General features: G+C 71.2%; 23 protein-coding genes, 1 pseudogene and 1 riboswitch. Of the genes and pseudogenes, 7 read left to right on the top strand and 17 right to left on the bottom strand.

Features of this window, described 5'->3' with window-relative positions:
* Positions 1–15: 15 nt before the first annotated feature.
* Positions 16–525, top strand: a complete 510-nt coding sequence (locus ACWFR1_RS16480; RefSeq protein ID WP_453551443.1) for a type II toxin-antitoxin system PemK/MazF family toxin — start codon at positions 16–18, stop codon at positions 523–525.
* 52 nt (positions 526–577) lie between these two features.
* Here the strand turns inward: ACWFR1_RS16480 and ACWFR1_RS16485 are convergent, their stop codons facing one another.
* The 7 genes from ACWFR1_RS16485 to ACWFR1_RS16515 form a co-directional block, all read right to left on the bottom strand.
* Entirely contained in the window at positions 578–1,528 is a 951-nt protein-coding gene (locus ACWFR1_RS16485; RefSeq protein ID WP_453551446.1) for a PLP-dependent cysteine synthase family protein, read from the bottom strand.
* Positions 1,529–1,533: 5 nt separating this feature from the next.
* Positions 1,534–1,812, bottom strand: coding sequence for a MoaD/ThiS family protein (locus tag ACWFR1_RS16490; RefSeq protein WP_453551448.1), 279 nt, complete (start codon positions 1,810–1,812; stop codon positions 1,534–1,536).
* Positions 1,813–1,912: 100 nt separating this feature from the next.
* Entirely contained in the window at positions 1,913–2,029 is a 117-nt protein-coding gene (locus tag ACWFR1_RS16495) for a putative leader peptide (protein WP_453551451.1), read from the bottom strand.
* A 44-nt stretch (positions 2,030–2,073) separates the two neighbouring features.
* Positions 2,074–2,859, bottom strand: coding sequence for an ABC transporter ATP-binding protein (locus tag ACWFR1_RS16500; protein ID WP_453551453.1), 786 nt, complete (start codon positions 2,857–2,859; stop codon positions 2,074–2,076).
* Complete coding sequence (locus ACWFR1_RS16505) at positions 2,856–3,917, bottom strand: FecCD family ABC transporter permease (RefSeq protein ID WP_453551456.1); 1,062 nt, start codon at positions 3,915–3,917, stop codon at positions 2,856–2,858. Before ACWFR1_RS16505 ends, ACWFR1_RS16500 begins: the two co-directional genes overlap by 4 nt.
* Positions 3,914–4,885, bottom strand: a complete 972-nt coding sequence (locus ACWFR1_RS16510; RefSeq protein WP_453551459.1) for an ABC transporter substrate-binding protein — start codon at positions 4,883–4,885, stop codon at positions 3,914–3,916. Before ACWFR1_RS16510 ends, ACWFR1_RS16505 begins: the two co-directional genes overlap by 4 nt.
* Positions 4,886–4,945: 60 nt before the next feature.
* Positions 4,946–5,044: riboswitch (cobalamin riboswitch) on the bottom strand.
* Between the two features lie 64 nt (positions 5,045–5,108).
* Positions 5,109–5,345 (bottom strand): hypothetical protein, encoded by a 237-nt coding sequence (locus tag ACWFR1_RS16515; protein ID WP_453551540.1) that lies wholly within the window; start codon positions 5,343–5,345, stop codon positions 5,109–5,111.
* Here ACWFR1_RS16515 and ACWFR1_RS16520 point away from each other — a divergent pair.
* Positions 5,288–5,668, top strand: a complete 381-nt coding sequence (locus ACWFR1_RS16520) for a helix-turn-helix domain-containing protein (RefSeq protein WP_453551461.1) — start codon at positions 5,288–5,290, stop codon at positions 5,666–5,668. The two genes, ACWFR1_RS16515 and ACWFR1_RS16520, sit on opposite strands and share 58 nt — an antisense overlap.
* Here ACWFR1_RS16520 and ACWFR1_RS16525 read toward each other — a convergent pair.
* From ACWFR1_RS16525 to clpS, 4 genes are all read right to left on the bottom strand, one after another.
* Positions 5,665–6,087, bottom strand: coding sequence for a Mov34/MPN/PAD-1 family protein (locus ACWFR1_RS16525; protein WP_453551462.1), 423 nt, complete (start codon positions 6,085–6,087; stop codon positions 5,665–5,667). The two genes, ACWFR1_RS16520 and ACWFR1_RS16525, sit on opposite strands and share 4 nt — an antisense overlap.
* A gap of 76 nt (positions 6,088–6,163) precedes the next feature.
* A complete protein-coding gene (locus ACWFR1_RS16530; protein ID WP_453551465.1) occupies positions 6,164–7,600 on the bottom strand; it encodes an amino acid permease in 1,437 nt (478 codons plus the stop codon).
* Between the two features lie 341 nt (positions 7,601–7,941).
* Positions 7,942–8,523: a DUF2017 domain-containing protein gene (locus tag ACWFR1_RS16535; RefSeq protein ID WP_453551467.1), complete on the bottom strand. Its 582-nt coding sequence runs from the start codon at positions 8,521–8,523 to the stop codon at positions 7,942–7,944.
* A complete protein-coding gene (gene clpS, locus ACWFR1_RS16540) occupies positions 8,523–8,828 on the bottom strand; it encodes an ATP-dependent Clp protease adapter ClpS (protein ID WP_024756388.1) in 306 nt (101 codons plus the stop codon). The genes ACWFR1_RS16535 and clpS overlap by 1 nt, the downstream gene beginning before the upstream one ends.
* Positions 8,829–8,929: 101 nt before the next feature.
* Between clpS and ACWFR1_RS16545 the strand changes: the two genes are divergently transcribed.
* Positions 8,930–10,258, top strand: coding sequence for a nicotinate phosphoribosyltransferase (locus ACWFR1_RS16545; protein ID WP_453551469.1), 1,329 nt, complete (start codon positions 8,930–8,932; stop codon positions 10,256–10,258).
* An 87-nt stretch (positions 10,259–10,345) separates the two neighbouring features.
* Complete coding sequence (locus tag ACWFR1_RS16550) at positions 10,346–10,942, top strand: isochorismatase family protein (RefSeq protein ID WP_453551472.1); 597 nt, start codon at positions 10,346–10,348, stop codon at positions 10,940–10,942.
* A gap of 10 nt (positions 10,943–10,952) precedes the next feature.
* Here ACWFR1_RS16550 and ACWFR1_RS16555 read toward each other — a convergent pair whose 3' ends face one another.
* Together ACWFR1_RS16555 and ACWFR1_RS16560 are read right to left on the bottom strand one after the other, a co-directional pair.
* Positions 10,953–11,264, bottom strand: coding sequence for a hypothetical protein (locus ACWFR1_RS16555; RefSeq protein ID WP_024756391.1), 312 nt, complete (start codon positions 11,262–11,264; stop codon positions 10,953–10,955).
* Positions 11,265–11,386: 122 nt separating this feature from the next.
* Complete coding sequence (locus ACWFR1_RS16560) at positions 11,387–13,795, bottom strand: immune inhibitor A domain-containing protein (RefSeq protein ID WP_453551476.1); 2,409 nt, start codon at positions 13,793–13,795, stop codon at positions 11,387–11,389.
* Between the two features lie 331 nt (positions 13,796–14,126).
* Between ACWFR1_RS16560 and ACWFR1_RS16565 the strand changes: the two genes are divergently transcribed.
* Complete coding sequence (locus ACWFR1_RS16565; protein ID WP_453551479.1) at positions 14,127–14,444, top strand: hypothetical protein; 318 nt, start codon at positions 14,127–14,129, stop codon at positions 14,442–14,444.
* A 45-nt stretch (positions 14,445–14,489) separates the two neighbouring features.
* Here ACWFR1_RS16565 and ACWFR1_RS16570 read toward each other — a convergent pair whose 3' ends face one another.
* Both ACWFR1_RS16570 and ACWFR1_RS16575 read right to left on the bottom strand, forming a co-directional pair.
* Positions 14,490–15,233 carry an RDD family protein gene (locus ACWFR1_RS16570; protein WP_453551482.1) on the bottom strand — a complete coding sequence of 248 codons (744 nt, stop codon included), beginning with the start codon at positions 15,231–15,233 and terminating at the stop codon, positions 14,490–14,492.
* A 92-nt stretch (positions 15,234–15,325) separates the two neighbouring features.
* A complete protein-coding gene (locus ACWFR1_RS16575) occupies positions 15,326–16,966 on the bottom strand; it encodes an RDD family protein (protein WP_453551484.1) in 1,641 nt (546 codons plus the stop codon).
* A 307-nt stretch (positions 16,967–17,273) separates the two neighbouring features.
* On the opposite strand from ACWFR1_RS16575, the gene ACWFR1_RS16580 reads away from it, so the two are divergent.
* Positions 17,274–17,765 (top strand): SsgA family sporulation/cell division regulator, encoded by a 492-nt coding sequence (locus ACWFR1_RS16580; RefSeq protein WP_453551486.1) that lies wholly within the window; start codon positions 17,274–17,276, stop codon positions 17,763–17,765.
* An 8-nt stretch (positions 17,766–17,773) separates the two neighbouring features.
* Here the strand turns inward: ACWFR1_RS16580 and ACWFR1_RS16585 are convergent.
* Positions 17,774–18,071, bottom strand: a pseudogene (locus ACWFR1_RS16585) (FAD-binding oxidoreductase); the annotation flags it as partial.
* A gap of 380 nt (positions 18,072–18,451) precedes the next feature.
* Between ACWFR1_RS16585 and ACWFR1_RS16590 the strand changes: the two are divergent.
* Positions 18,452–19,894 carry a tetratricopeptide repeat protein gene (locus tag ACWFR1_RS16590; RefSeq protein ID WP_453551488.1) on the top strand — a complete coding sequence of 481 codons (1,443 nt, stop codon included), beginning with the start codon at positions 18,452–18,454 and terminating at the stop codon, positions 19,892–19,894.
* A 42-nt stretch (positions 19,895–19,936) separates the two neighbouring features.
* Here the strand turns inward: ACWFR1_RS16590 and hppD are convergent, their stop codons facing one another.
* Positions 19,937–21,082, bottom strand: coding sequence for a 4-hydroxyphenylpyruvate dioxygenase (hppD, locus tag ACWFR1_RS16595; RefSeq protein ID WP_453551491.1), 1,146 nt, complete (start codon positions 21,080–21,082; stop codon positions 19,937–19,939).
* Positions 21,083–21,186: the final 104 nt, after the last annotated feature.

Raw genomic sequence — 21,186 nt, forward strand, 5'->3', positions numbered from 1 at the left:
GTACCGTCTTGAGGTATGGACACGTCGTGGTGGCCCGCGCTGGTCGCGGTCGTGGTGATCGCGCTGGTCGTGGTGGTCGCCGGCGGGCGGAAGGGTTCGTCGGGGAGGCCCTCGGGCGGCAGGTCTTCGGGCCGGCGCCCCTCGAGGCGGGGCCGGGCACCGGAGCGGACGCGGCCGCCCGGCCGGCCCGCCGGGCCGCGGAAGGCTCCGTCGCTGCTGCCGCGGGCGGGCGAGATCTGGTGGGCCGACGTGTCCTTCGAGGACGGGCCCGGTTCGAAGGACCGGCCGTGTCTCGTGCTCTCGCTCCGGGGTGACAACGCGCTCGTCGCCAAGATCACCAGCAAGTACCACGACGAGAGGCCGGGCGTGATCGCGCTGCCGCCGGGGGCGGTGGGCGACGCTCAGGGGCGGCCGAGCTTCCTGGAGACGGACGAGCTACGGGACGTGCCTGTGGTGGACTTCCGCCGGAAAGCGGGAACGGCGGACCCGGTCGTCTGGGACCAGGTCCGCCATCTGGCGCGTTGACTTCTCGTGGACCCGCGCGAGGTCCGTCGACTTCTCGTGGGCCCGCGGGGGCTCACGCCCAGAGCTGGCCCTGGACCGTCTCGATCGCCTCTTCCGTCGTCGCGGCCGTGTAGAGGCCGGTCGACAGGTACTTCCAGCCGCCGTCGGCGACGACGAACGCGATGTCGGCGCTCTCGCCGGCCTTGACGGCCTTGTTGCCGACGCCGATGGCCGCGTGCAGGGAGGCGCCCGTCGAGACGCCCGCGAAGATGCCCTCCTGCTGGAGGAGTTCGCGGGTGCGGGTGACGGCGTCGGCGGAGCCGACGGAGAAGCGGGTGGTGAGGACGGAGGCGTCGTACAGCTCGGGGACGAAGCCCTCGTCGAGGTTGCGCAGGCCGTAGACGAGGTCGTCGTAGCGCGGTTCGGCGGCGACGATCTTGACGTCGGGCTTGTACTCGCGCAGGTAGCGGCCGACCCCCATGAGCGTGCCCGTCGTGCCGAGGCCGGCGACGAAGTGGGTGATCGAGGGGAGGTCGGCGAGGATCTCGGGGCCCGTGGTGGCGTAGTGGGCGCCCGCGTTGTCCGGGTTGCCGTACTGGTAGAGCATCACCCAGGACGGGTTCTCGGCCGCGATCTCCTTGGCGACGCGTACCGCCGTGTTCGATCCGCCCGCCGCGGGGGACGAGACGATCTCCGCACCCCACATGGCGAGCAGCTGGCGCCGCTCCTCACTGGTGTTCTCGGGCATGACGCAGACGATGCGGTAGCCCTTGAGCTTGGCGGCCATGGCGAGGGAGATGCCGGTGTTGCCGCTGGTCGGCTCCAGGATGGTGCAGCCGGGCGTGAGCCGGCCGTCCTTCTCCGCCTGCTCGATCATGTGGAGCGCGGGGCGGTCCTTGACCGAGCCGGTCGGATTGCGGTCCTCCAGTTTCGCCCAGATGCGGACGTCGTCCGAGGGCGAGAGCCGGGGGAGGCGGACCAGCGGCGTGTTGCCGACCGCCGCCAGCGAGGAGTCGTAGCGCATGTGGATCAGACCATGCCGCCGGCGACGGCCGGCAGGATCGTGACGCTGTCGCCGTCGGTGAGCTTGGTGTCGATGCCGTCGAGGAAGCGGACGTCCTCGTCGTTCAGGTAGACGTTGACGAAGCGGCGGAGCTTGGCGCCGTCGACGATGCGGGCCTCGATGCCGGTGTGACGGGACTCGAGGTCGGCGAAGAGGTGGGCGAGGGTCTCGCCGCTGCCCTGGACGGCCTTCTCGCCGTCGGTGTAGGTGCGGAGGATGGTGGGGATGCGGACCTCGATGGCCATGGCGTGGGCTCCTGTCGGAAGTGGCGTGATCGGCGCGTGGCTGGGGCCCCCGCGCGGAGGGGGGTCGTACGAGAGGTGCGCTCGGCGCCTCGGGGGTCGCTCAGAACGCGGCGCGGGACGTACACATCGCGCTGGAGAGGCGGCACAGGTCGACGTGCAGACGTGCCACGAGCAGGGGTGTGCCCGGAGTCTCTTCGCTCACGTCGTGGGAAACCATGGGCTCATCGTATCGATTCCCGGTCCGGGTTTCGGAATGTGATCTCACATGATGGATAGTTTCTGACCGCCTGCCGGACTGTGCAGATAGACGACGGTCGGGCTGCCGGTCCTCGGATGCGGGATGACCTCGGCATCGACCCCGTAGACGGCGTCGAGGAGCGCCGGGGTGAGGACCTCGGCGGGAGTGCCGCCGGTGACGACCCGGCCCCGTTCCAGGACGTAGAGGCGGTCGCAGTACGCCCCCGCGAGGTTGAGGTCGTGCAGGGCGAGCAGGTTGGTGGTACCCAGGGCCCGGACGAGGCGGAGGACGTCGAGCTGGTGGCGGATGTCCAGGTGGTTGGTGGGCTCGTCGAGGACGAGGAGGGCGGGCTCCTGGACGAGGGCGCGGGCGACGAGGGCGCGCTGGCGTTCGCCGCCGGAGAGGGTGGGGTACGGGCGGTCGGCGAGCTCCGTGAGGCCGACGCGGGCGAGGGCGGCCTCGGCGCGCTCGCGGTCGGCGCCGGTGTCGCCCTCCCAGAACCGTTTGTGCGGGGAGCGGCCGAGGGCGACGAGTTCGCGGACGGTGAGTTCGAACTCGGTGGCGCTGTCCTGGGGGACGGTGGCGACGCGGCGGGCGCGGGCCTTGGGGCCGATGCCGTGGAGGTCGTCGCCGTCGAGGGTGGCCCGTCCGGCGGTGGGGACGAGGGTCCCGTAGACGCAGCGCAGGAGGGTGGTCTTGCCGCTGCCGTTGGGGCCGATGAGGCCGACGGTCTCGCCGGGGCGGACGGTGAGGTCGACGGAGCGGAGGCGTTCCTCGTACGAGAGGCCCTCCAGGACCAGTTCCGTCACAGGGGTGCTCCTTCGGGGCGGCGGCGCATCAGCCAGAGGAAGAACGGGCCGCCGGTCAGGGCGGTGAGGACGCCGACCGGGATGTCCTGGGGCGCCGCGACGGTCCGGGCGGCGAGGTCCGCGAGGACGAGGGCGAGCGCCCCGCCGAGCGCGGCGACGGGGAGGAGCCGGCGGTGCGGGGCGCCGACGGCGAGCCGGGCGGCGTGCGGGGCCATGAGGCCGACGAAGCCGACGGCGCCGCTGGCCGCCACCATCACGGCGGTGACCAGGGAGGCGAGGACGAAGACGGCGGCGCGGAAGCGGGCGGTGTCCAGGCCGAGGACGGTCGCTCCTTCCTCGCCGACGAGGAGCAGGTCGAGCGGGCGGGCGAGGGTGAGGAGGACACCGACGCCGAGGGCGAGGACGGCGGCGGGCAGGACGAGGGTGTCCCAGCGGGCGCTGCCGAGGCCGCCGAGGGACCAGTAGAGGGCTTCCTGGAACTGCTCGGGCCGGCCGGCGACGACGAGGAGCAGGGTGGCGAGGGCGGAGAGGACGTACGAGACGGCGACTCCCGCGAGGACGAGCCGGGCGCCGGTCAGGGTCCCGCCGCGGCGCGCGAGCCCGTAGACGAGGACGAGGGCGAGGAGGGCGCCGGCGAAGGCCCCGCCGGGCAGGGCGAGGGTGGTCGTGACGCCTCCGCCGACGCCCAGGACGAGCACGAGGACGGCTCCGGCGGAGGCGCCGGAGGAGATCCCGAGGAGGAAGGGGTCGGCGAGGCGGTTGCGGACGAGGGCCTGGAGGACGGCTCCGACGACGGCGAGCCCGGCACCGACGACGACGCCGAGGAGGACCCGGGGCAGCCGGACGTCGAGCACGATCGTGCGGTACGGGGACGGGGCCGCCCGCCCGGTCAGGGCGTCGAGCACCTGGCCGGGCGGGATGCGGACGGAGCCGAGGGCGAGGGAGGCGAGCCCGGCGAGGACCAGGGCGAGGACGAGTCCGGCGACGACGAGGACGTACCGCGACGCCCCTGCGGGCGCCTTCGCCACCGGCAGCGCGGGAACGGCGGTCGTGGTCATCGGGCCGGGTGGAGCTGGGCGGCGAGCTTGTCGACGGCGGCGGGGACCCGGACGCCGAGGACGGTGTCGGACAGGGGCAGGACGGCGAAGCGGCGGTTCCTGACCGCGGGCACGTCCTTGAGGGCGGGGTCGTCGAGGAGCCGCTTCTTCTTCTGCTCGACGGTGGTGGAGCCGTAGTCGTAGATGACGATCACGTCGGGCCGCCGGTCGACGACCTGTTCCCAGGTGGCGTCGCCGAAGGCCTTGTCGAGGTCGGCGAAGACGTTCCGGCCGCCGGCCCGGGTGATGAGCTCGTTGCCGATGCCCTGTCCGCCCGCCGTGAAGGCGGTCTTGTCGCCGCTGTCGTAGACGAAGACGGAGACCGGCGGGGTGCCCTTGAGGCGCTTCTCGGTGGCGGCGACGGTGGTGCGCGCCTGCCGGGTCCAGGCCTCGGCCCGGTCGGCGACGCCGAAGGTCCCGCCGACCTCGCGGACCTCGCGGTAGAGGTCGTCGATCGAGGTCGAACCGGTCGGGCAGTACTCGGTGTTGAGGCGGGTGGCGATGCCGGAGCGCTTGAGGTCGTCGCGGCCGCGGCCGTCCTTGGCGTCGAAGGCGGAGGAGTAACCGCCGTACACGAAGTCGGGGTTCGCGGCGAGGAGCGCTTCCTTGGAGGGGTACTCCTTGGCGAGGACGGGGACGGAGTCGTACGCCTTCTTGTACGCGGGCAGGACCGCGTCGTCGAGGTAGGCGGTGCCGACGAGCGACTTCTCCAGGCCGAGGGCGAGCATCACCTCGGTGACGTGCTGGTTCATGGTGACGACGCGCTTCGGCGGGGCCTGGTAGGTGCTCTTCACGCCGCAGTTGTCGACGGTGTACGGGAAGCCGGGTGCGGGCTTCGCCGAGGGGGTCCGCTCCGCGGGGGCCGAGCAGGCGGCGAGGAGCGGGACGAGGGCGAGCGCGGGCAGCAGGGTACGGCGGCGCCAGGACATGACGGTCGAGCCTCCTCCGGGGATTTCCACGTCCCCGATCGGTGGTGAGAGGCGGCAGGTCAGTTCCTGGCTCCCGGCGCCCGGGTGCCTGTCCGGCGGACAGGGTCTGGGGCGCCGTTCACAGTGGCGGGACCGCACCGGATTCGCACCGGTTTCCTGGTTCCTGCCGCCCGTTGGTCCGGGCCAGTCTCTCACCCGGACCGTCCGCCGGCCGGGCGGTCCCTCACTCCGGCCGGGCTGAGTTCCGGATCGTCTCCACGAAGTCCCCGGGCGTGAAGCCGGGGACGTAGTGGCGCAGGTCCGGCTGCTCGACGTCTCCGCGCCCCCGGAGGTGTTCTCCACGGCGGGCGCGGGCTACGAGGTACGGGTGTGCTCGCCCGGCGGTCGGGACGTCCGTACCTCGTGCGGGCTGCGCATCGGCGCCGACGTCGCGGCCGAGGTGACGGCGGACGCGATCCATGTGCGGATCCGGCGGCTGACCACATCGCGTCGACGCTCGCGCGACGGGCGGGGGTCAGTGCCCGGCACCTGGCCCGGCTGTTCCGGGAGCAGATCGGGGCGACCCCGGCGGCGTACGTGGAGCGCCTACGGGTGGAGGCGGCGCGGATCCTGCTGGAGGGCGGGGCGAGTGTGACGGGGGCGGCGGCGCGGAGCGGGCTCGGCAGCGACGAGAGCCTGCGGAGGGCGTTCGCCCGGCACTTCGGGGTGACGCCCTCCGCCTACCTGGCCCGTTTCCGTACAGCGACCTACTGGTACGCGTACCAGTGCTCGTACGGGTACTAGTACGCCTCGACGATCTTGACGTCCTCCTCGGTCACGACGCCCTCGACGATCGTGTACGAGCGGAACTGGAAGGGGCCCGCGCCGTCGGTGTCGGCGGTGGAGACGAGGACGTAGTGGGCCTGCGGCTCGTTCGCGTACGAGATGTCCGTGCGGGACGGGTAGGCCTCGGTGGCGGTGTGCGAGTGGTAGATGACGACGGGCTCCTCGTCCCGGTCGTCCATGTCGCGGTAGAGCTTGAGCAGGTCCGCCGAGTCGAACTCGTAGAAGGTGGGCGAGCGGGCGGCGTTCAGCATCGGGATGAAGCGCTCGGGGCGGCCGCTGCCGGCCGGGCCCGCGACCACGCCGCAGGCCTCGTCGGGGTGGTCCGCGCGGGAGTGCTCCACGATCTGGTCGTACAGGGCCCGGGTGATGGTCAGCATGCCGACAGGATAAGCAGACGGGCCGTCCCGTACCGAGGAGTGGTACGGAACGGCCCGGATGCTGGACAGGAGCCTGTCAGGAGCGCTGGGCGAAGGCCGCGCCCTCGGGGTTGCGGGACTTCAGGACCAGGTACGAGACGGCGAGGAGCAGGCCCCACACCGGTGCGCCGTACAGGGCGACCCGGTTGCCCTCGTCCATGGCCATGGTCACGATGACCATGGCGATGAAGGCGAGCGAGAAGACGCTGAACCAGATGCCGCCGGGCGCCTTGAACGGCGACTGCGGCAGCTCGCCCCGGTCGGCCTTGAGGCGGTAGCGGATCTGGCAGATGAGGATGACGATCCAGGCCCACATGCCGGAGATGGTGGCGAAGGAGACGACGTAGTTGAACGCCTCGCCGGGCCACTGGTAGTTGATCCAGACGCCGACCATCATCAGCCCGGCCGAGACGGTGGTGCCGATCAGCGGGGTGCCGGACCTGGTCAGCTTGGTGAAGGCCTTCGGGCCCTGGCCGTTGAGCGCGAGGTCGCGCAGCATGCGGCCGGTGGAGTACATGCCCGAGTTGCAGGAGGAGAGGGCCGCGGTGAGCACGACGAAGTTGACGATGGCGGCGCCGACACCGAGGCCCATCTCCTCGAAGGCGGCGACGAAGGGGCTGACGCCCGGCTTGAACTCGGTCCACGGGACGACCGACAGGATCATGATCAGCGCGCCGACGTAGAAGACGGCGATGCGCCACGGCACGGTGTTGATGGCCTTGGGCAGGACCGTCTTCGGGTCCTTGGACTCGCCTGCGGCGACGCCGACCAGCTCGACCGCGAGGAACGCGAACATGACCATCTGGAGGGTCATCAGGGTCGAGAAGATGCCGTCCTCGCCGGCGAAGAAGCCGCCGAGGTCCCACAGGTGGGTGACGGAGGCGGTGTCGCCGGCGTCGGAGAAGCCGAGGGTGAGGATGCCGGCGCAGATCAGGATCATGCCGACGATCGCGGTGACCTTGACCATGGAGAACCAGAACTCCAGCTCACCGAAGAGCTTCACGGAGATCAGGTTGGCGCCGTAGAGGATGACGGTGAAGACGAGCGCCGAGATCCACTGCGGGATGTCCCACCAGTAGGTCATGTAGGTGGCGGCGGCGGTGACCTCGGTGATGCCGGTGACGACCCAGAAGAGCCAGTACGTCCAGCCGGTCGCGAAGCCCGCGAAGGGGCCGATGAACTCGCGCGCGTACTCGGAGAAGGAGCCCGACACCGGGCGGTACATGAGGAGCTCGCCGAGCGCCCGCATGATGAAGAAGATGACGAGTCCCGCGACGGCGTACGCGAGGATCAGGCTCGGTCCCGCGATGGAGATGCCCTTGCCCGCACCGAGGAACAGTCCGGTGCCGATGGCACCGCCGATCGCGATCATCTGGATCTGGCGGGCGCCGAGTGCCCGGTGGTAACCCTCGCCCGATGCGGAGTCCTCGGCCTCATTGCCGTCGTGCTGCTTGTCGACCTGCACTGAGGTCATGGTGGTGCGCCTTTCTCCATGCTGATCCGCGCGACTGCGAGTGCGTCGGCCGCGAATCAGGTCCTGATCCCCCCGGATGTGGAATGGAGTGCCACCGGCGGTCAGCCGGTCGAAGCGCCCTCGGGGACATGGGTGGCGTCCCCGAGCGGTCGTGAAGATCTATCACGGCGTGCGGGGCGATCGACGGGGGCGCATGCGGCGCAAACCACACAAAAAGACGGACAAAAGGGCTTCAACAGAGCAAAGACTGACGCTCGGATAACGTATTCGTTATCCGGATTTGAGCGTCCGCTGAGCGAACACCGCACATCCGCGCGGTGTCGCCGGGAGGCGGGACGCCCCTACGGCATCAGGGTCTCGACGAGCGACTCCTGGAGCGCGCCGAGCCAGAGATACGCCATCACCATCGGCTTGCGCGGGTCGGAGTCCGGCAGCCGGTACAGCTGCTCGCTGTCGTCGTCCGTGACCTCCAGGCGGATCCCGATGGTCAGCCGGAGGTCGTTGAGCGCGCCGAGCCAGGCCCGGGACTCGTCCGGGGTGAGCTTCAGGACGGCCCCGCCCTCGCCCACCGAGTCGCCGGAGAGCGAGTCCAGGGCGCGCACGACCACGAGGGCGTCCTCGCGCTTGCGGGCCCGCAGGTCGTTCTCGGTGTAGCGGCGGAAGTCGGCGGCCGACGCCCGCAGTTCCTCGCTCTCGTCCCCGTACGCGTCGGGGAAGAGGCGCCGGAGGGCGGGGTCGGACGGGGGCTCGCTCGGCCCCTCGGCGAAGAGCGCGGCCAGCGGGTCGGCGTCGGCGGCGGGCTCGTCGCCGGGGCCGATCATCTCCAGGAGCTGGACGGCGAGGGAGCGGAGGATGGAGACCTCGACCTCGTCGAGGGCGACGGCCGCACCGCCGCCGGGCAGGTTCTCGAAATGGGCGGCCATCAGAAGCGGTCCTGGGAGAGGGTCGCCCAGAGTCCGTAGCCGTGCATCGCCTGCACGTCCCGCTCCATCTCCTCGCGGGTACCGGCGGAGACGACCGCCTTCCCCTTCTCGTGCACGTCGAGCATCAGTTTGTGCGCCTTGCCCTTGGAGTATCCGAAGTACGACTGGAAGACGTAGGTCACATAGCTCATCAGGTTGACCGGATCGTTGTGCACGAGGGTCACCCAGGGCACGTCGGGTTCGACGACCGCGGAGACCTCCTCGGCCGATTCCGTACGTTCGATCTCAATAGGCGCGACGCTCACTCACACCATGCTGCCACCCTCGGGGGCCCATCGCACAAACGGGTCACCCGCACCGCCCCCCTATTCGTCACTCTGACGATTTCTGCGCTAGCATCGCTGACATGAACGCTGCGGACCTTGGGCTGCCGGTGGACGTGCCGTCGACCGCGCTCTTCACCGACCAGTACGAGCTGACCATGCTCCAGGCGGCCCTCAGGGCCGGCACCGCCGACCGGCACTCGGTCTTCGAGGTCTTCACCCGGCGGCTGCCCGAGGGGCGCCGCTACGGCGTCCTCGCGGGCGTCGGCCGGGTCCTGGACGCCGTCGAGAACTTCCGTTTCGACCCCGCCGTCCTCGGCTTCCTGCGCGAGCGCGGCATCGTCGACGAGCGGACCCTCTCCTGGCTGGCCGGCTACCGCTTCTCCGGAGACATCTGGGGCTACCCCGAGGGGGAGGTGTACTTCCCCGGCTCGCCCGTCCTGCGCGTCGAGGGCTCCTTCGCCGAGTGCGTGCTCCTGGAGACGGTGATCCTCTCCATCCTCAACCACGACTCGGCCATCGCGGCCGCCGCCTCCCGCATGTCGGCCGCGGCCGGCGGGCGCCGCCTGATCGAGATGGGCGCCCGGCGCACCCACGAACTGGCGGCCGTCGCCGCCTCCCGCGCCGCGTACGTCGGCGGCTTCGAGGCCACCTCGGACCTCGCGGCCGGCTTCCGCTACGGCATCCCGACCGTCGGCACCTCCGCCCACGCCTTCACCCTGCTCCACGACAGCGAGCGGGACGCCTTCCAGGCCCAGGTCGAGACCCTCGGGCGGGGTACGACCCTGCTCGTCGACACCTACGACGTGGCCGAGGCCGTGCGGACGGCCGTGGAGGTGGCGGGGCCGGAGCTCGGGGCCGTCCGGATCGACTCCGGCGACCTGCTGCTCGTCGCGCACCGGGTGCGGGCGCAGCTCGACGAGCTGGGCGCGCGGGACGCGAAGATCGTCGTCACCTCGGACCTCGACGAGTACGCCATCGCCTCGCTCGCGGCGGCGCCGGTCGACGCGTACGGGGTGGGCACGCAGCTGGTCACCGGCAGCGGCCACCCGACCTGCTCCATGGTCTACAAGCTGGTCGCCCGGGCCCGCTCGGCCGACCCGAAGGCACCGCTGGTGCCGGTCGCGAAGAAGTCCCTGGGCGGCAAGGCCTCGGTCGGCGGACGCAAGTGGGCCGCCCGGCGGCCCGACGCCTCGGGCATCGCCGAGGCGGAGGTCGTGGGCACGGGCCCGGTCCCGCCGGAGCTCGTCGGCCACCAGCTCCTGGTCGAGCTGGTCAAGGGCGGCGAGGTGGTGGCCCGCGAGCCACTGGAGGCGGCCAGGTCCCGGCACATCGAGGCCCGCTCCGGGCTGCCGATGTCGGCCATCCAGCTCTCGCGCGGCGAGCCGGTGCTGCCGACGGAGTACGTGTAAAGGCGCCGGGGACGCCCCCCTCCCGCAGGAGGGGCGGAGTCTCTAGGCTCGATCCCACCCCTATCCGACGCGCTAAGGACACCCGCCATGCACCGCGCATTGATCGTTGTGGACGTTCAGAACGACTTCTGCGAGGGCGGCAGCCTCGCGGTGACGGGCGGCGCGGACGTCGCCGCCGCCATCACCGACCTGGTCGGCCAGACGGCGGGCACCTCCTACCGGTACGTGGTGGCCACCCGTGACCACCACGTCGATCCGGGCGCGCACTTCGCTCCGGAGGGCGAGGAGCCGGACTACGTCACCTCCTGGCCGGTGCACTGCGTGGCCGGTACGGAGGGCGTCGGCTTCCACCCGAACTTCGCGCCGGCCGTCGCCAGCGGGGCGGTCGACTCCGTCTTCGACAAGGGCGCCTACGACGCGGCGTACAGCGGCTTCGAGGGTCTCGACGAGAACGGGCGGACGCTCGCGGGGTGGCTGCGGGAGCGGGACGTCACCGAGGTCGACGTGGTCGGCATCGCCACCGACCACTGCGTCCGGGCGACCGCCCTGGACGCGGCGCGGGAGGGCTTCCGGACCCATGTGCTGCTCGACCTGACGGCCGGGGTCGCGAAGGCGACGACGGAGACGGCCCTGCGGGAGCTCCGGGCGGCCGGCGTGGAGCTGACGGGCAAGCCGGTGGTGTGAGCCGCCCGGATCAGGCCGCGGGCTCCTTCGGGAGCGTGCGGACCGGGTGCCAGAGCTCCTGGGCGGCGCCCGGGGCGGATCTCCAGAGCAGGCCGTCGGGGTGGTGCAGGACGGCCGTGATCTCGTCCGGGGTGGGCGGCTCGGAGTTGCCGCGGAGGTAGACCGCGCGCAGGCCGAGGTTCCGCAGCCGGGTCAGGGCGCGGGCACGGTTGGCGGCGTGGACCAGGAAGCGGACCGAGGCCCCGTCGCGGGCCGGGCTGGGCAGCCCTATCGCGACGACCACACTGCCTCCCGGCAACTTGCAGAACCCTCCGTTGGGCATGCGGAACCACTCCCCCGTGGATCAGATGTCAATAAGAACCGCGTCAGACGCACCTAAACACGATCGGCCGCCGCCCGCTAGAGGGCGACGGCCGATCATGCTTTGACCTGCAGTTTTACCGATTACTTGGTCGAGGGACCGACCTGAACCGTGATCGTCTGGCCATCCTTCGGCTCCTTGACGACCTGGATCTTGGTGTTGGTGTCAGTTACCTGGACACCAGCACGCGGGGTCTCGGCGAACCAGTAGGTGCCCTTGCGGTCGTCGAAGACCGGGTTACCGGCCTGCGACGGGACCCAGGTGCCCACGCCCGCCTTGTGCAGCTGGAAGCCGTCCGTGCGGGAGATGCTGAAGGGGGCGTCGTACGACTGGACGCGGTTGCGCATCAGCGTGCCGTCGGACCACTTCAGCGGGCTCGGGTGCGCGTCGATCGGAAGGACCAGACCGGCGCCCGGGTGCTGCGAGGTGTTGTTGTCCTTCTGGGACAGGTCCCACTTCCAGATGAGCAGACCGTTCTGGTACGGGTAGTGCTCGACCCAGCCGGACTTGTCACCCGTGAACCCGAAGTTGTACGGGCCGACCTTGAGGGTCGAGTCGTACGAGACGTACTGGCGGTTCTCCGCGATGTAGTACTGCTCGTACTCCTTGGTGAAGCCCTTGGCCACACGCGAGAAGCCCTTGGCGACCCAGCCGTTGTCACCGTTCTCGGCGCCGTCCGAGAAGACGGGGGCACCGTCGGCGGTCAGCGTGATGGCGTCGGCGGTGAAGCCCTTGCCGCCGGCGCCGCCGTCCGTCTGGTAGCGGAAGCGGAGGTCGAACTTCTTGCCCGCGTAGGCGTCGAGGCCGTAGACGAGCTTCTTGTGCGCGCCGGAGACGTCGGTCAGCGCCGGGGAGCCGGCCGCGTCACGCGGGAGGGCCACGCCGTCGGCGGTGCCGTCCAGGGCCGTCCAGTTGGCGCCGCCGTCGGTCGACACCTCGGTGTAGAGGTAGTCGTACTCGGCCTCGATGTCGTACCAGCCCTGGAGCTCCAGGGAGGCGGACGTCTTGCCCGTGAGGTCGACGGAGCGGGTCAGGGTGTTCTTGAGGTCGTCACCCATGTTGCTCCACCACTGCGACGCACCCTCGGCGGGGGCGACGATGTCCGTGGTGACCTGCTTCTTCGGCAGCTCGACGAGGAGCGCCTGCGGGTTCTTGGTGTTGTACTCCGAGACGCCCAGCTTGTGGGTGGTCTTGGTGCCACGCTGCCAGTCGTTGACCTTGGCGTAGTTCAGCCAGCCGAGCTGGAGCTTGTCCCAGGCGGTCATGTCGCCGGGCAGGTCGCCGATGGCGTCCTTGCCCTGGCCGAGCCAGGAACCGGACGACATGAGGGTCCAGAACCCGGTCGAGTTCTCGCCGCCCGAGGTGTCGTAGTGGTCCGGCAGACCGAGGTCGTGGCCGTACTCGTGCGCGAAGACGCCGAGGCCGCCGTTCTCCGGCTGCATCGTGTAGTCGCCGACCCAGATGCCGGTGTCACCGATCGGGGTGCCGCCGGCCTTGTTGTTCTCGGGGCCGGTCTTGCCCGCGTTGGTGCCGTAGGCGTACCAGCGGTGGGCCCACAGGGCGTTGGTGCCCTCGGCGCCGCCGCCGGCCGACTCGTCCTCGCCGGCGTGGACGATCTGGAAGTGGTCGACGTAGCCGTCGGCCTCGTTGAAGTTGCCGTCGCCGTCGAAGTCGTAACGGTCCCACTGGTCGTACGTGGCCAGCTGGGCCTTGATCTGGGCGTCCGTCTGGCCCTTGGCCTTCTGGTCGGCGACCCAGGCGTTGAGACCGTCGCGGACGGTGTCCCAGACGTTGGCGCAGTTGGTCTGGCCGCAGTAGTTCGAGCCGTAACGGGCCTCGTTGTACGGGACCTTGACCCAGTCGGAGACCGTGCCGTCGACCGAGTAGCGGCCGGACGAGGTCTTCTCGTAGTAGGTCTTCAGCGACTGCTTGGGCTGTCCCTTGGCGTCCTTGCCGGTGCCGAAGTACAGGTCCTGGAAGTGCTGCTGGTTGTAGTCCGCCTGCCAGGCCGTGGAGTTGTCGTTCGCACGGTCCGGCTGGGCTATCGCGTTGTGCAGCGGCCCGGGCGTGCCACCGAACTTCGGCTTCAGGTCCGGGGTGTCGTCGTCCTTGCGGTCGACCAGGGTGGTGTTGTCCACCTGGTCGCCGAACTCGACGAGGATCGTGAAGATCTTGTCGGTCTTCTCCCGGCCGAGCTCGACGTACTTCTTGCTGCCGAGCTTGACGACCTTCGAGCCGTTGCGGCTCTCGACCTTGGCGTCGCCGTTGAGCACCTGCTCCAGGGCAGCCTTGCGCTGCTGGTCCTGCTGCTCGCTGAACGGGCCTTCGAGGTCGTGGTCGACCGTCGTCTTGTCGACGGTCTGGATGCCGGCCGGCTCCACGTTTCCGTGGCTGACGGCCCAGGCGGTGCTGAAGGTCGAGGCGGTGGCGGCGGTGGCCGCGAGCGCCACGACGACTGCGGACGCTCTGATCGTCCGTCGTCTGTTGGTCACTTGATGTGTTCCTCCCCGGCGACCACCGCCCTCGGACCGAAACGGTGGGGTGTCCGTCCGGCGGGGTCGCGCGTCACAAGTGACGACATTTGACCGGAGTGGCGCAAGAAAAGACAGATCTTGACTTGGACAGACCAACTGCACTATGTGGGAGTGGATTTCCGATAATCGGTCACCCCATGGGCGCATTGCGGCGGGTGACAGGGCGTCGCGTGACTCCGTGCGCCCCCTGTGCACCGGCACGGTGGGTTAGGTCACGCTTACCGCTGGTTCCGTCGGGGCATCCACCGTCATAGAGTCGAACCGAAGTCCTGAGGGGGCGGTACCTGTCATGCAGCGACCGAACGCCGCACAGCTCGCCTACGGTTCGGCCACCGTCGTCCTCGCGACCGTCGCCCTGCTGTTGCTCTCCCGTACGACGACGCCCCTCGGCATCGCGGTGATCTGCGCCGCGGGCCTGCTGCTCGGCGTGCTCGTGGCGGTGACGATGCCGGTAAGGGCGAGGCCCGTCAAGAACTTGGCGGCGCCGGTTCCGGTCGCCCCCTCCACCCCTTTGACCCCTTCCGCCCCTTCGGCCCCCGGGAACGAAGAGATCCGGATACCGGCCGCGCGCGTGGGCGCGGGGGCCGATACCCGGATCGGTTCGTGACACTTCGTCCGTACGCGTACCGGACGGCTTCCTGCCGTACGACTTCTACTGGGCGGTGACGACCACCGTCTTCGCCGCCTTGTCGTGCAGGCCCTGCTTGTACGGCTTGTCGACCAGGATGAGGACCAGCAGGAGCAGCGGCCACAGGCAGGCGCAGCAGATCAGCGCGGGCAGCCACAGCACGACGGCCCGCAGCAGCGACTGGCTCATCGGGGGCGTCGTGCCGTCGTTGAGCATCGCGACCCGGAGCTTCATCAGCTTCTTGCCGATGGTCTGGCCGTTCCTGGCCGTCATCACCGTGTCGTAGGCGACGTACGCGACGATCGTGATGAGCTGGAAGACCAGCTGACTGCCGCCGTTGAGGCTGTTGACCGTGTCGCCGAAGTCGTTGCCGTCCTCGGTCGCCCGCGTGTAGATGTCGAACGGGATGCCGATGATCGCCAGCGGCACCGCGATGATCACCCAGTCGATCAGACGGGCCAGGATGCGCCGGCCGGACTCGGCGAGCGGCGGCATCCCGGAGAGCGGATCGGTCCCGCCGTACCCACCGCCGTAACCGCTCCCGTACGGAGGCGGGGGCGGCGGCATGTTGTCGTACGGGGAGCCGGGCGGGGGACCGTAGGGGTTGCCGGGCGGGGGGCCGCCAGGAGGCCCCGACGGGGGCGGTCCTGGCGGGGGTGTTCCGTTGGGCGGTGGCTGGCCCCCGGAGGGCGGTGTGGGCCCCTGCGGCCCCTTGAGGAAGGGGTCCTCCTCGGGCGGCTGGCCGGGCGGCGGCTGGTCGGTGCTCATGGGGGCAGTGCATCCCGGGGGCGACCACCCCGCAAGGAATCGTGGCCCGTTCGGGGGACCGCCCCGAACGGGCTCCTGCCCTGCTCCGCCCGCTACCGCGCGACGAAGGTACGGGCCGCCTTGTCGTGCCAGCACTGGCGCCACGGCCGGTCGAAGAGGCACCACAGGACGTTGAGGACACCGATGGCCAGGATCCCGAGGACGCTGTAGACGAGCCATCGCCGCAGGGCGGCGCCGAACCGCGGCGGCTGGTGCGACTCGATGTCCCGCACCTCGAGACCGCACAGCTTCTTGCCGAGGGTGCGCCCCCACTTGGCGGTGGGCAGCGCCTCGTACAGGACGCCGATGACGAACAGCGAGGCGAGCGCGATGCCGAACTGCACGGAGGTCGTCGAGTCCAGGAGCCAGACCTGGACGGTCGTGCCGGACTGCTTGGCCGCCTCGATCTTGCCGTCGATGTGGTCGAGGGCGGCGGTCACGAAGGGGAAGCCCGCGGCGCCGACGAGCGCGCCCAGGACGAGGGTGTCGATCAGCCGGGCCAGCAGGCGCCTGCCGAGCCCTGCGGGGCGGGCGGAGGCCTGGGCGCGGGCCGCCTGCTGGAACACGTCCTCGACGGGCGGCTTCCACGGCAGGACGGGCTGCTGTTCCTGCTGTTCCTGCTGTTCCTGCTGTTGCTGCTGTTGCTGCTGTTGCTGACGCGGTTCCTGGGGCTGGGGGTGCGGCTGCTGTGCCCAGGAGGGGGTGGCGGGCGCGGGGGCAGGTGTGGGGGCGGGCGTGGGGGCCTGGGCCACGGGCTCGGGGGCCGGTCGCGGCTGCGGCTGCGGCACCGGGGCGGGCGCGGGGGCAGGTGTGGGGGCGGGCGTGGGAACGCGGGTGACGGGCATTCCACCGAGGCGTGCGGCTCCCCCGGTGGCCCGGGGGTCCGCCGCCAGGGCGGGAGCGGGGGCCGGGGCGGCCGCGCGGGGCTCGGCCGGCTCGCTCGCGCCCGCGACGGGCCAGTCTGCCGGGGTGCGCGGGTCGGGGACCGCGGGGGCCTGCGGCTGGGCCTTGGCCTGGTCCTTGGCCTGGGCCTCGGGCTGTTCCTGGGGTGTACCCCAGGCGACCCGCTGGTCGCGGTCGCCGCCGAAGCCGGTCTGCAGGGAGGTGGTCGCCTGCCAGGCCGAGGAGGGCTCCGGTGTCACCGGCTCCTCGGTGAAGTCGTCGAAGAAGACGGGCCCCGTCTCCTCGACCGCCGGCACGGGGGCCGCGGGAAGGGCCGCGGGGACGGGTGCGGGGGCCAGAGCGGGACTGTGGGAGGCCTGGATCCGGCCCTGGCCCTGGCTGCTCTGGCCATGGCTGCTCTGGCCCTGACCCTGACCCTGGATCTGGCCCTGACCGCCCTGACCGCCCTGGCCCTGGCCGCCGCCGGGGAACCGGCTGGGGTCCTGGCTCGGGTCCTGGCTCCGGGTCGGGTGCGGCACGGGTGCCTGGCTCTGTGCCGGCGCGAGGTTCTGCGCCGCTCCCGGGTACTGCGCGACCACCGGCGCCGGCGCCGGGCCGGAGGCCAGGATCGGACCCGCGGGGATCGCTCCGGCGGGCGGGGTCGGCGTGCCCTCGCCGTCCGCCGGGGCGGGCCGGCTCGTGCCGGGCACCCAGGCGCCCCCGTTCCAGTACCGGATGTACCCGGGAATGGACGGGTCCGGGTAGTACCCCGCCTGCGGTACCTCTCCGCCGCCTCCAGGAGGAGTAGCCACTGCCCCGACTCCGTTCAGTCACAACGCCTTTGATCCCACGGCCGCACCCCCGGGCGTGCCGCGCTCAAGGAGGACAGTAACGAAGAACGTCCCCAAGGGAAGAAAGAGCCCACGAGAAAGACCGCCTTCGAGCGACAGAGACCGGAATCAGTCACTCCTGGTGATGTTCGGGCCGACGCATCCCCGCCTGGCGGCCGCTCGGAAACTTTCCGAGAAAAACTTCCCGAAGTCGCGTAATGAACGGCGTGGACCCCGCTCTCTCCTGGTGAAGGCCCGTCCGGGGCCCGTAGCGAGAGGACGTACGACCATGCAGAACACCGACAACACCACCGTCGAGCGCGAGCTGGAGCTCAAGCTGGTGCTCTCCCCCGAGCGCGCCGTTCCCGTCCCCGCCCGGCTCGCCTACCGCACCGACGACCCGTACGCCGTCCACATCACCTTCCACGTCGGCTCGGACCACCCGGTCAACTGGACGTTCGCGCGCGAGCTGCTCGTCGAGGGCGTCTTCCGGGCCTGCGGCCACGGCGACGTCCGCATCTGGCCGACGAAGGTCGAGGGCCGCAGCGTCGTCCTGATGGCGCTCTCGTCCCCCGACGGCGACGCCCTGCTGGAAGCGCCCTCCGCGCAGGTGTCCGCCTGGCTGGAGCGGACCCTGCTCGCGGTGCCGCCCGGCACCGAGTCCGAGCGGCTCGGCATGGACGAGGGGCTCGCCGAGATCCTGGCGACCACCGTGATCACCGACGAGCTGTGGCTGCGCGACCCGTGGCCGTCGGACGAGTCGCAGGACGGCGAGCTGTGAACCGCGCGCCCTGACCAGGGAGAGCACGATGCAGCCGTCGGAGGCGTTGGCGCCGCCCGACAGGCCCGTGCGGGCTCCCTGGGGTACGACGGGGACACGGAGTTCGGTCGCGGTCCGCATGACGTGCTGGACCTGTTCGACGGTGCGCGGGAGCACGACGACCGCGGGGGTGCCGGCCGCGCAGAAGCTCGCCATGTCGCGCACGTAGGAGACGGTGACGTCCGGGTCGGTCAGGACGGCGTCGGCGGGAAGTCCGGCGCGCAGGGCCGCGTGGAGGGCTGTGTGGGGCGTCTGGAGATCGTCCATGGTCCCAGCGTGGCAGCCGGGGCCATCGGTGTGAACCGTTCCTGGCGATGCGGGCCGGTGTTGGCCGAATGCCCGGTCCGACCACTCCTCCCGCCGGTGCGAGAGGGCGACCGAACCGGTGAGCCGGTACCGGCCTCTGGGGGCGTTCGCCAGACTCCTGCCGCGCTTGCGCGCCGCTGCCCAGCCCCTCCCCTGGTCGCATCGAACCCCACTGCCACCACCGATCATCCGTGCCACACGGCGCAAGATCCCGGGAACCACCCCCGTTCACCCCATCGAGGGACACCCCGACCAACCACGACCGACAACCGAGCCAACAGTCGCCGACCCGCCGGGACGGACGCTTCGTATGCGTCTCCGGCGGGCGCACAGTGAGCGCCATGAAGACCCAGAACGTGTCGAGGACGGTCCTGGCGGCGGGCGTGGGCGCGGTCCTCGCGGCGACGGCCCTGCTGTACGTCCCCGAGCTCGTCGGCCAGGGGCCGCCTCCCGCGCCCGGTCCCGCGGAGCGGGCGACGATCGCGGCGCACGCCGGCGCGCAGGCCGCGCTGCCGGATCTGGCCGCGCTGATCACCGACCGGGAGAAGTGGCTGCGGGCCCACCCCGACGACGACGCGAGCTGGGCGGCGCTCGGCGCGGCGTACACGGAGCGCGGGACGCGGCTCGGAGACGTACGGGACTACCCCAGGGCCGAGCGGGCGCTGAAGCGCTCGCTGGCCGAACGGCCCGCCGCCCGGGGCAATGTGGACGCCCAGCTGGGTCTCGGGGCGCTCGCGGGGGCGCGCGGCGACTGGCGGTCCGCCAAGGAGTGGGGCGAGCGGGTGCGGAAGGCGCAGCCGGGGCGCTGGCCCGCGTACCCGGTCCTGATCGACGCGTACAACGGCCTCGGGGAGTACGGGGCCGCCCAGGAGGCGACGGAGAAGCTGGCGGAAGTGCACGGCGGCACGGTGGTGCGCGCGCGTGCGGCCCAGACGTACCGGGACCGGGGCTGGCGCGAGGACGCCGACGCGGCGGCCCTCGACGCGGCGGCGCTGGCGGAGACGGACGCGGACAAGGCGGCGTCGCTCGCGCGGCTCGGGGACCTGGCGTGGGAGCGGGGCGAGGCGGAGGAGGCCCTCGCCCGGTACGGCGCGGCGCTGCGGCTCGTACGGGACCACGGGCCGTCGCTGGCGGGGCGTGCGCGGGCGCTCGCGGCCCTGGACCGCCCGGACGAGGCGCTGCGCGACTGGCGGGCGGCGCTGGCCCGGCTGCCGCTGCCGGAGTACGTCCTGGAGGCCGGTGAGCTGTACGAGGCGATGGGCCTGGACGGGGACGCGCGGGCGCTGTACGAGCGGCTGCGGACGGGTACGTGGGTGCGGGGCGAGGTGGCCCTGGGGCTGCTCGACGCGGACCACGGCGACCCGGCGGCGGCGGTCACGCGGTTGCGGGCGGAGTGGGCGCGCGGGCACCGCTCGGTGACGGTGGCGGACGCGCTGGGGTGGGCGCTGTACCGGGCCGGGGAGCCGAAGGAGGCGCTGGAGTTCGCGAAGCGGGCCACGGACGAGGGGCTGCGGAGCGCGCTGTTCACGTACCACCGGGGCGAGATCGAGAGGACCCTGGAGCAGGCCGGTCCGGCCCGTCGCCATCTGGCGGAGGCGCTGCGGATCAACCCCCGCTTCTCGCCGCTGCTCGCGCCGAAGGCGGCGGAGGCGGTGGCGGCCCTGGGCGAGCCGTCTGACGAGCTCCCTAAGGAGCTGCGCCCGGAGAAGGCCGAGAAGGGGACGGCGAAGGCCGTACGGGAGGAGGGGGCCCGGAACTGGACCCCCTCCTCTCCTGGCGACTAGGCGGCCCGTCGACCAGGCCACCACGCCACCGAGCGACCTCGGCTACAGGTTGCCGCGCTTCTCCTGCTCGCGCTCGATCGCCTCGAACAGGGCCTTGAAGTTGCCCTTGCCGAAGCCCATGGAGCCGTGGCGCTCGATCATCTCGAAGAAGACGGTCGGGCGGTCCTGGACCGGCTTGGTGAAGATCTGCAGCAGGTAGCCGTCCTCGTCGCGGTCGACGAGGATCTTCAGCTCGCGCAGGGTCTCGACGGGCACGCGGGTCTCGCCGGCCCACTCGCCGAGGGTGTCGTAGTACGAGTCGGGGGTGTCGAGGAAGGCGACGCCCGCGGCCCGCATCGCGCGCACGGTGGCGACGATGTCGTTGGTGGCGAGGGCGATGTGCTGGACGCCGGCGCCGCCGTAGAACTCCAGGTACTCGTCGATCTGCGACTTCTTCTTCGCGATCGCCGGCTCGTTGATCGGGAACTTCACCTTGAGGGTGCCGTCCGCGACGACCTTCGACATCAGCGCCGAGTACTCGGTCGCGATGTCGTCGCCCACGAACTCCTTCATGTTCGTGAAGCCCATGACCTTGTTGTAGAAGCCGACCCAGTCGTTCATCTTGCCGAGCTCGACGTTGCCGACGCAGTGGTCGATGGCCTGGAAGGTGCGCTTGGCCGGCGGCTCGACGATCGGGTTCGCGGAGACGAAGCCCGGCAGGTACGGGCCGTCGTAGCCGGAGCGCTCGACGAGGGTGTGACGGGTCTTGCCGTAGGTGGCGATGGCGGCGAGGACGACGGTGCCGTTCTCGTCCTTCACCTCGTGCGGCTCGGTGAGGCCGGTGGCGCCGTGCTCGACGGCGTAGGCGTACGCGGCACGCGCGTCCGGCACCTCGATGGCCAGGTCGACGACGCCGTCACCGTGCTCGGCGACGTGGTCGGCGAGGAAGCGGCCCCGGTCGGTCGAGACCTTGATGACGGAGGTGAACACGAAACGGGCGGCGCCGTTGGTGAGGACGTAACTGGCGGTCTCGCGGCTGCCGCTCTCCGGTCCGGAGTAGGCGACCAGCTTCATGCCGAAGGCCGTGGAGTAGAAGTGCGCGGCCTGCTTGGCGTTGCCGACGGCGAAGACGACCGCGTCCATTCCCTTGACCGGGAAGGGATCGGCCTTACGCGCGGTGGAAGGGGTGTGATCGAGGGTCTCAGTCATGGCAGCAATGTCCCGCCGTTCGGCAAGGTGCGCAAGAGTTCGCTGATCCGCTGGTCATCTTGCACAGCGAGCGGCGAAGATGGCGGTGCGACTTGTACATCATG

The organism is Streptomyces sp. NPDC055103, from assembly GCF_053607625.1.

Coding starts and splice junctions, on each gene's coding strand:
- ACWFR1_RS16510 (WP_453551459.1), bottom strand. CDS start 4,885: ATGTCCTGGCGCCGCCGTACCCTGCTGCCCGCGCTCGCCCTCGTCCCG.
- ACWFR1_RS16545 (WP_453551469.1), top strand. CDS start 8,930: ATGAACGCTGCGGACCTTGGGCTGCCGGTGGACGTGCCGTCGACCGCG.
- ACWFR1_RS16550 (WP_453551472.1), top strand. CDS start 10,346: ATGCACCGCGCATTGATCGTTGTGGACGTTCAGAACGACTTCTGCGAG.
- ACWFR1_RS16565 (WP_453551479.1), top strand. CDS start 14,127: ATGCAGCGACCGAACGCCGCACAGCTCGCCTACGGTTCGGCCACCGTC.
- ACWFR1_RS16555 (WP_024756391.1), bottom strand. CDS start 11,264: ATGCCCAACGGAGGGTTCTGCAAGTTGCCGGGAGGCAGTGTGGTCGTC.
- ACWFR1_RS16495 (WP_453551451.1), bottom strand. CDS start 2,029: ATGGTTTCCCACGACGTGAGCGAAGAGACTCCGGGCACACCCCTGCTC.
- ACWFR1_RS16515 (WP_453551540.1), bottom strand. CDS start 5,345: ATGGATCGCGTCCGCCGTCACCTCGGCCGCGACGTCGGCGCCGATGCG.
- hppD (WP_453551491.1), bottom strand. CDS start 21,082: ATGACTGAGACCCTCGATCACACCCCTTCCACCGCGCGTAAGGCCGAT.
- ACWFR1_RS16535 (WP_453551467.1), bottom strand. CDS start 8,523: ATGGCCGCCCATTTCGAGAACCTGCCCGGCGGCGGTGCGGCCGTCGCC.
- ACWFR1_RS16490 (WP_453551448.1), bottom strand. CDS start 1,812: ATGGCCATCGAGGTCCGCATCCCCACCATCCTCCGCACCTACACCGAC.
- ACWFR1_RS16480 (WP_453551443.1), top strand. CDS start 16: ATGGACACGTCGTGGTGGCCCGCGCTGGTCGCGGTCGTGGTGATCGCG.
- ACWFR1_RS16590 (WP_453551488.1), top strand. CDS start 18,452: ATGAAGACCCAGAACGTGTCGAGGACGGTCCTGGCGGCGGGCGTGGGC.
- ACWFR1_RS16580 (WP_453551486.1), top strand. CDS start 17,274: ATGCAGAACACCGACAACACCACCGTCGAGCGCGAGCTGGAGCTCAAG.
- ACWFR1_RS16505 (WP_453551456.1), bottom strand. CDS start 3,917: ATGACCACGACCGCCGTTCCCGCGCTGCCGGTGGCGAAGGCGCCCGCA.
- ACWFR1_RS16485 (WP_453551446.1), bottom strand. CDS start 1,528: ATGCGCTACGACTCCTCGCTGGCGGCGGTCGGCAACACGCCGCTGGTC.
- ACWFR1_RS16525 (WP_453551462.1), bottom strand. CDS start 6,087: ATGCTGACCATCACCCGGGCCCTGTACGACCAGATCGTGGAGCACTCC.
- ACWFR1_RS16570 (WP_453551482.1), bottom strand. CDS start 15,233: ATGAGCACCGACCAGCCGCCGCCCGGCCAGCCGCCCGAGGAGGACCCC.
- ACWFR1_RS16530 (WP_453551465.1), bottom strand. CDS start 7,600: ATGACCTCAGTGCAGGTCGACAAGCAGCACGACGGCAATGAGGCCGAG.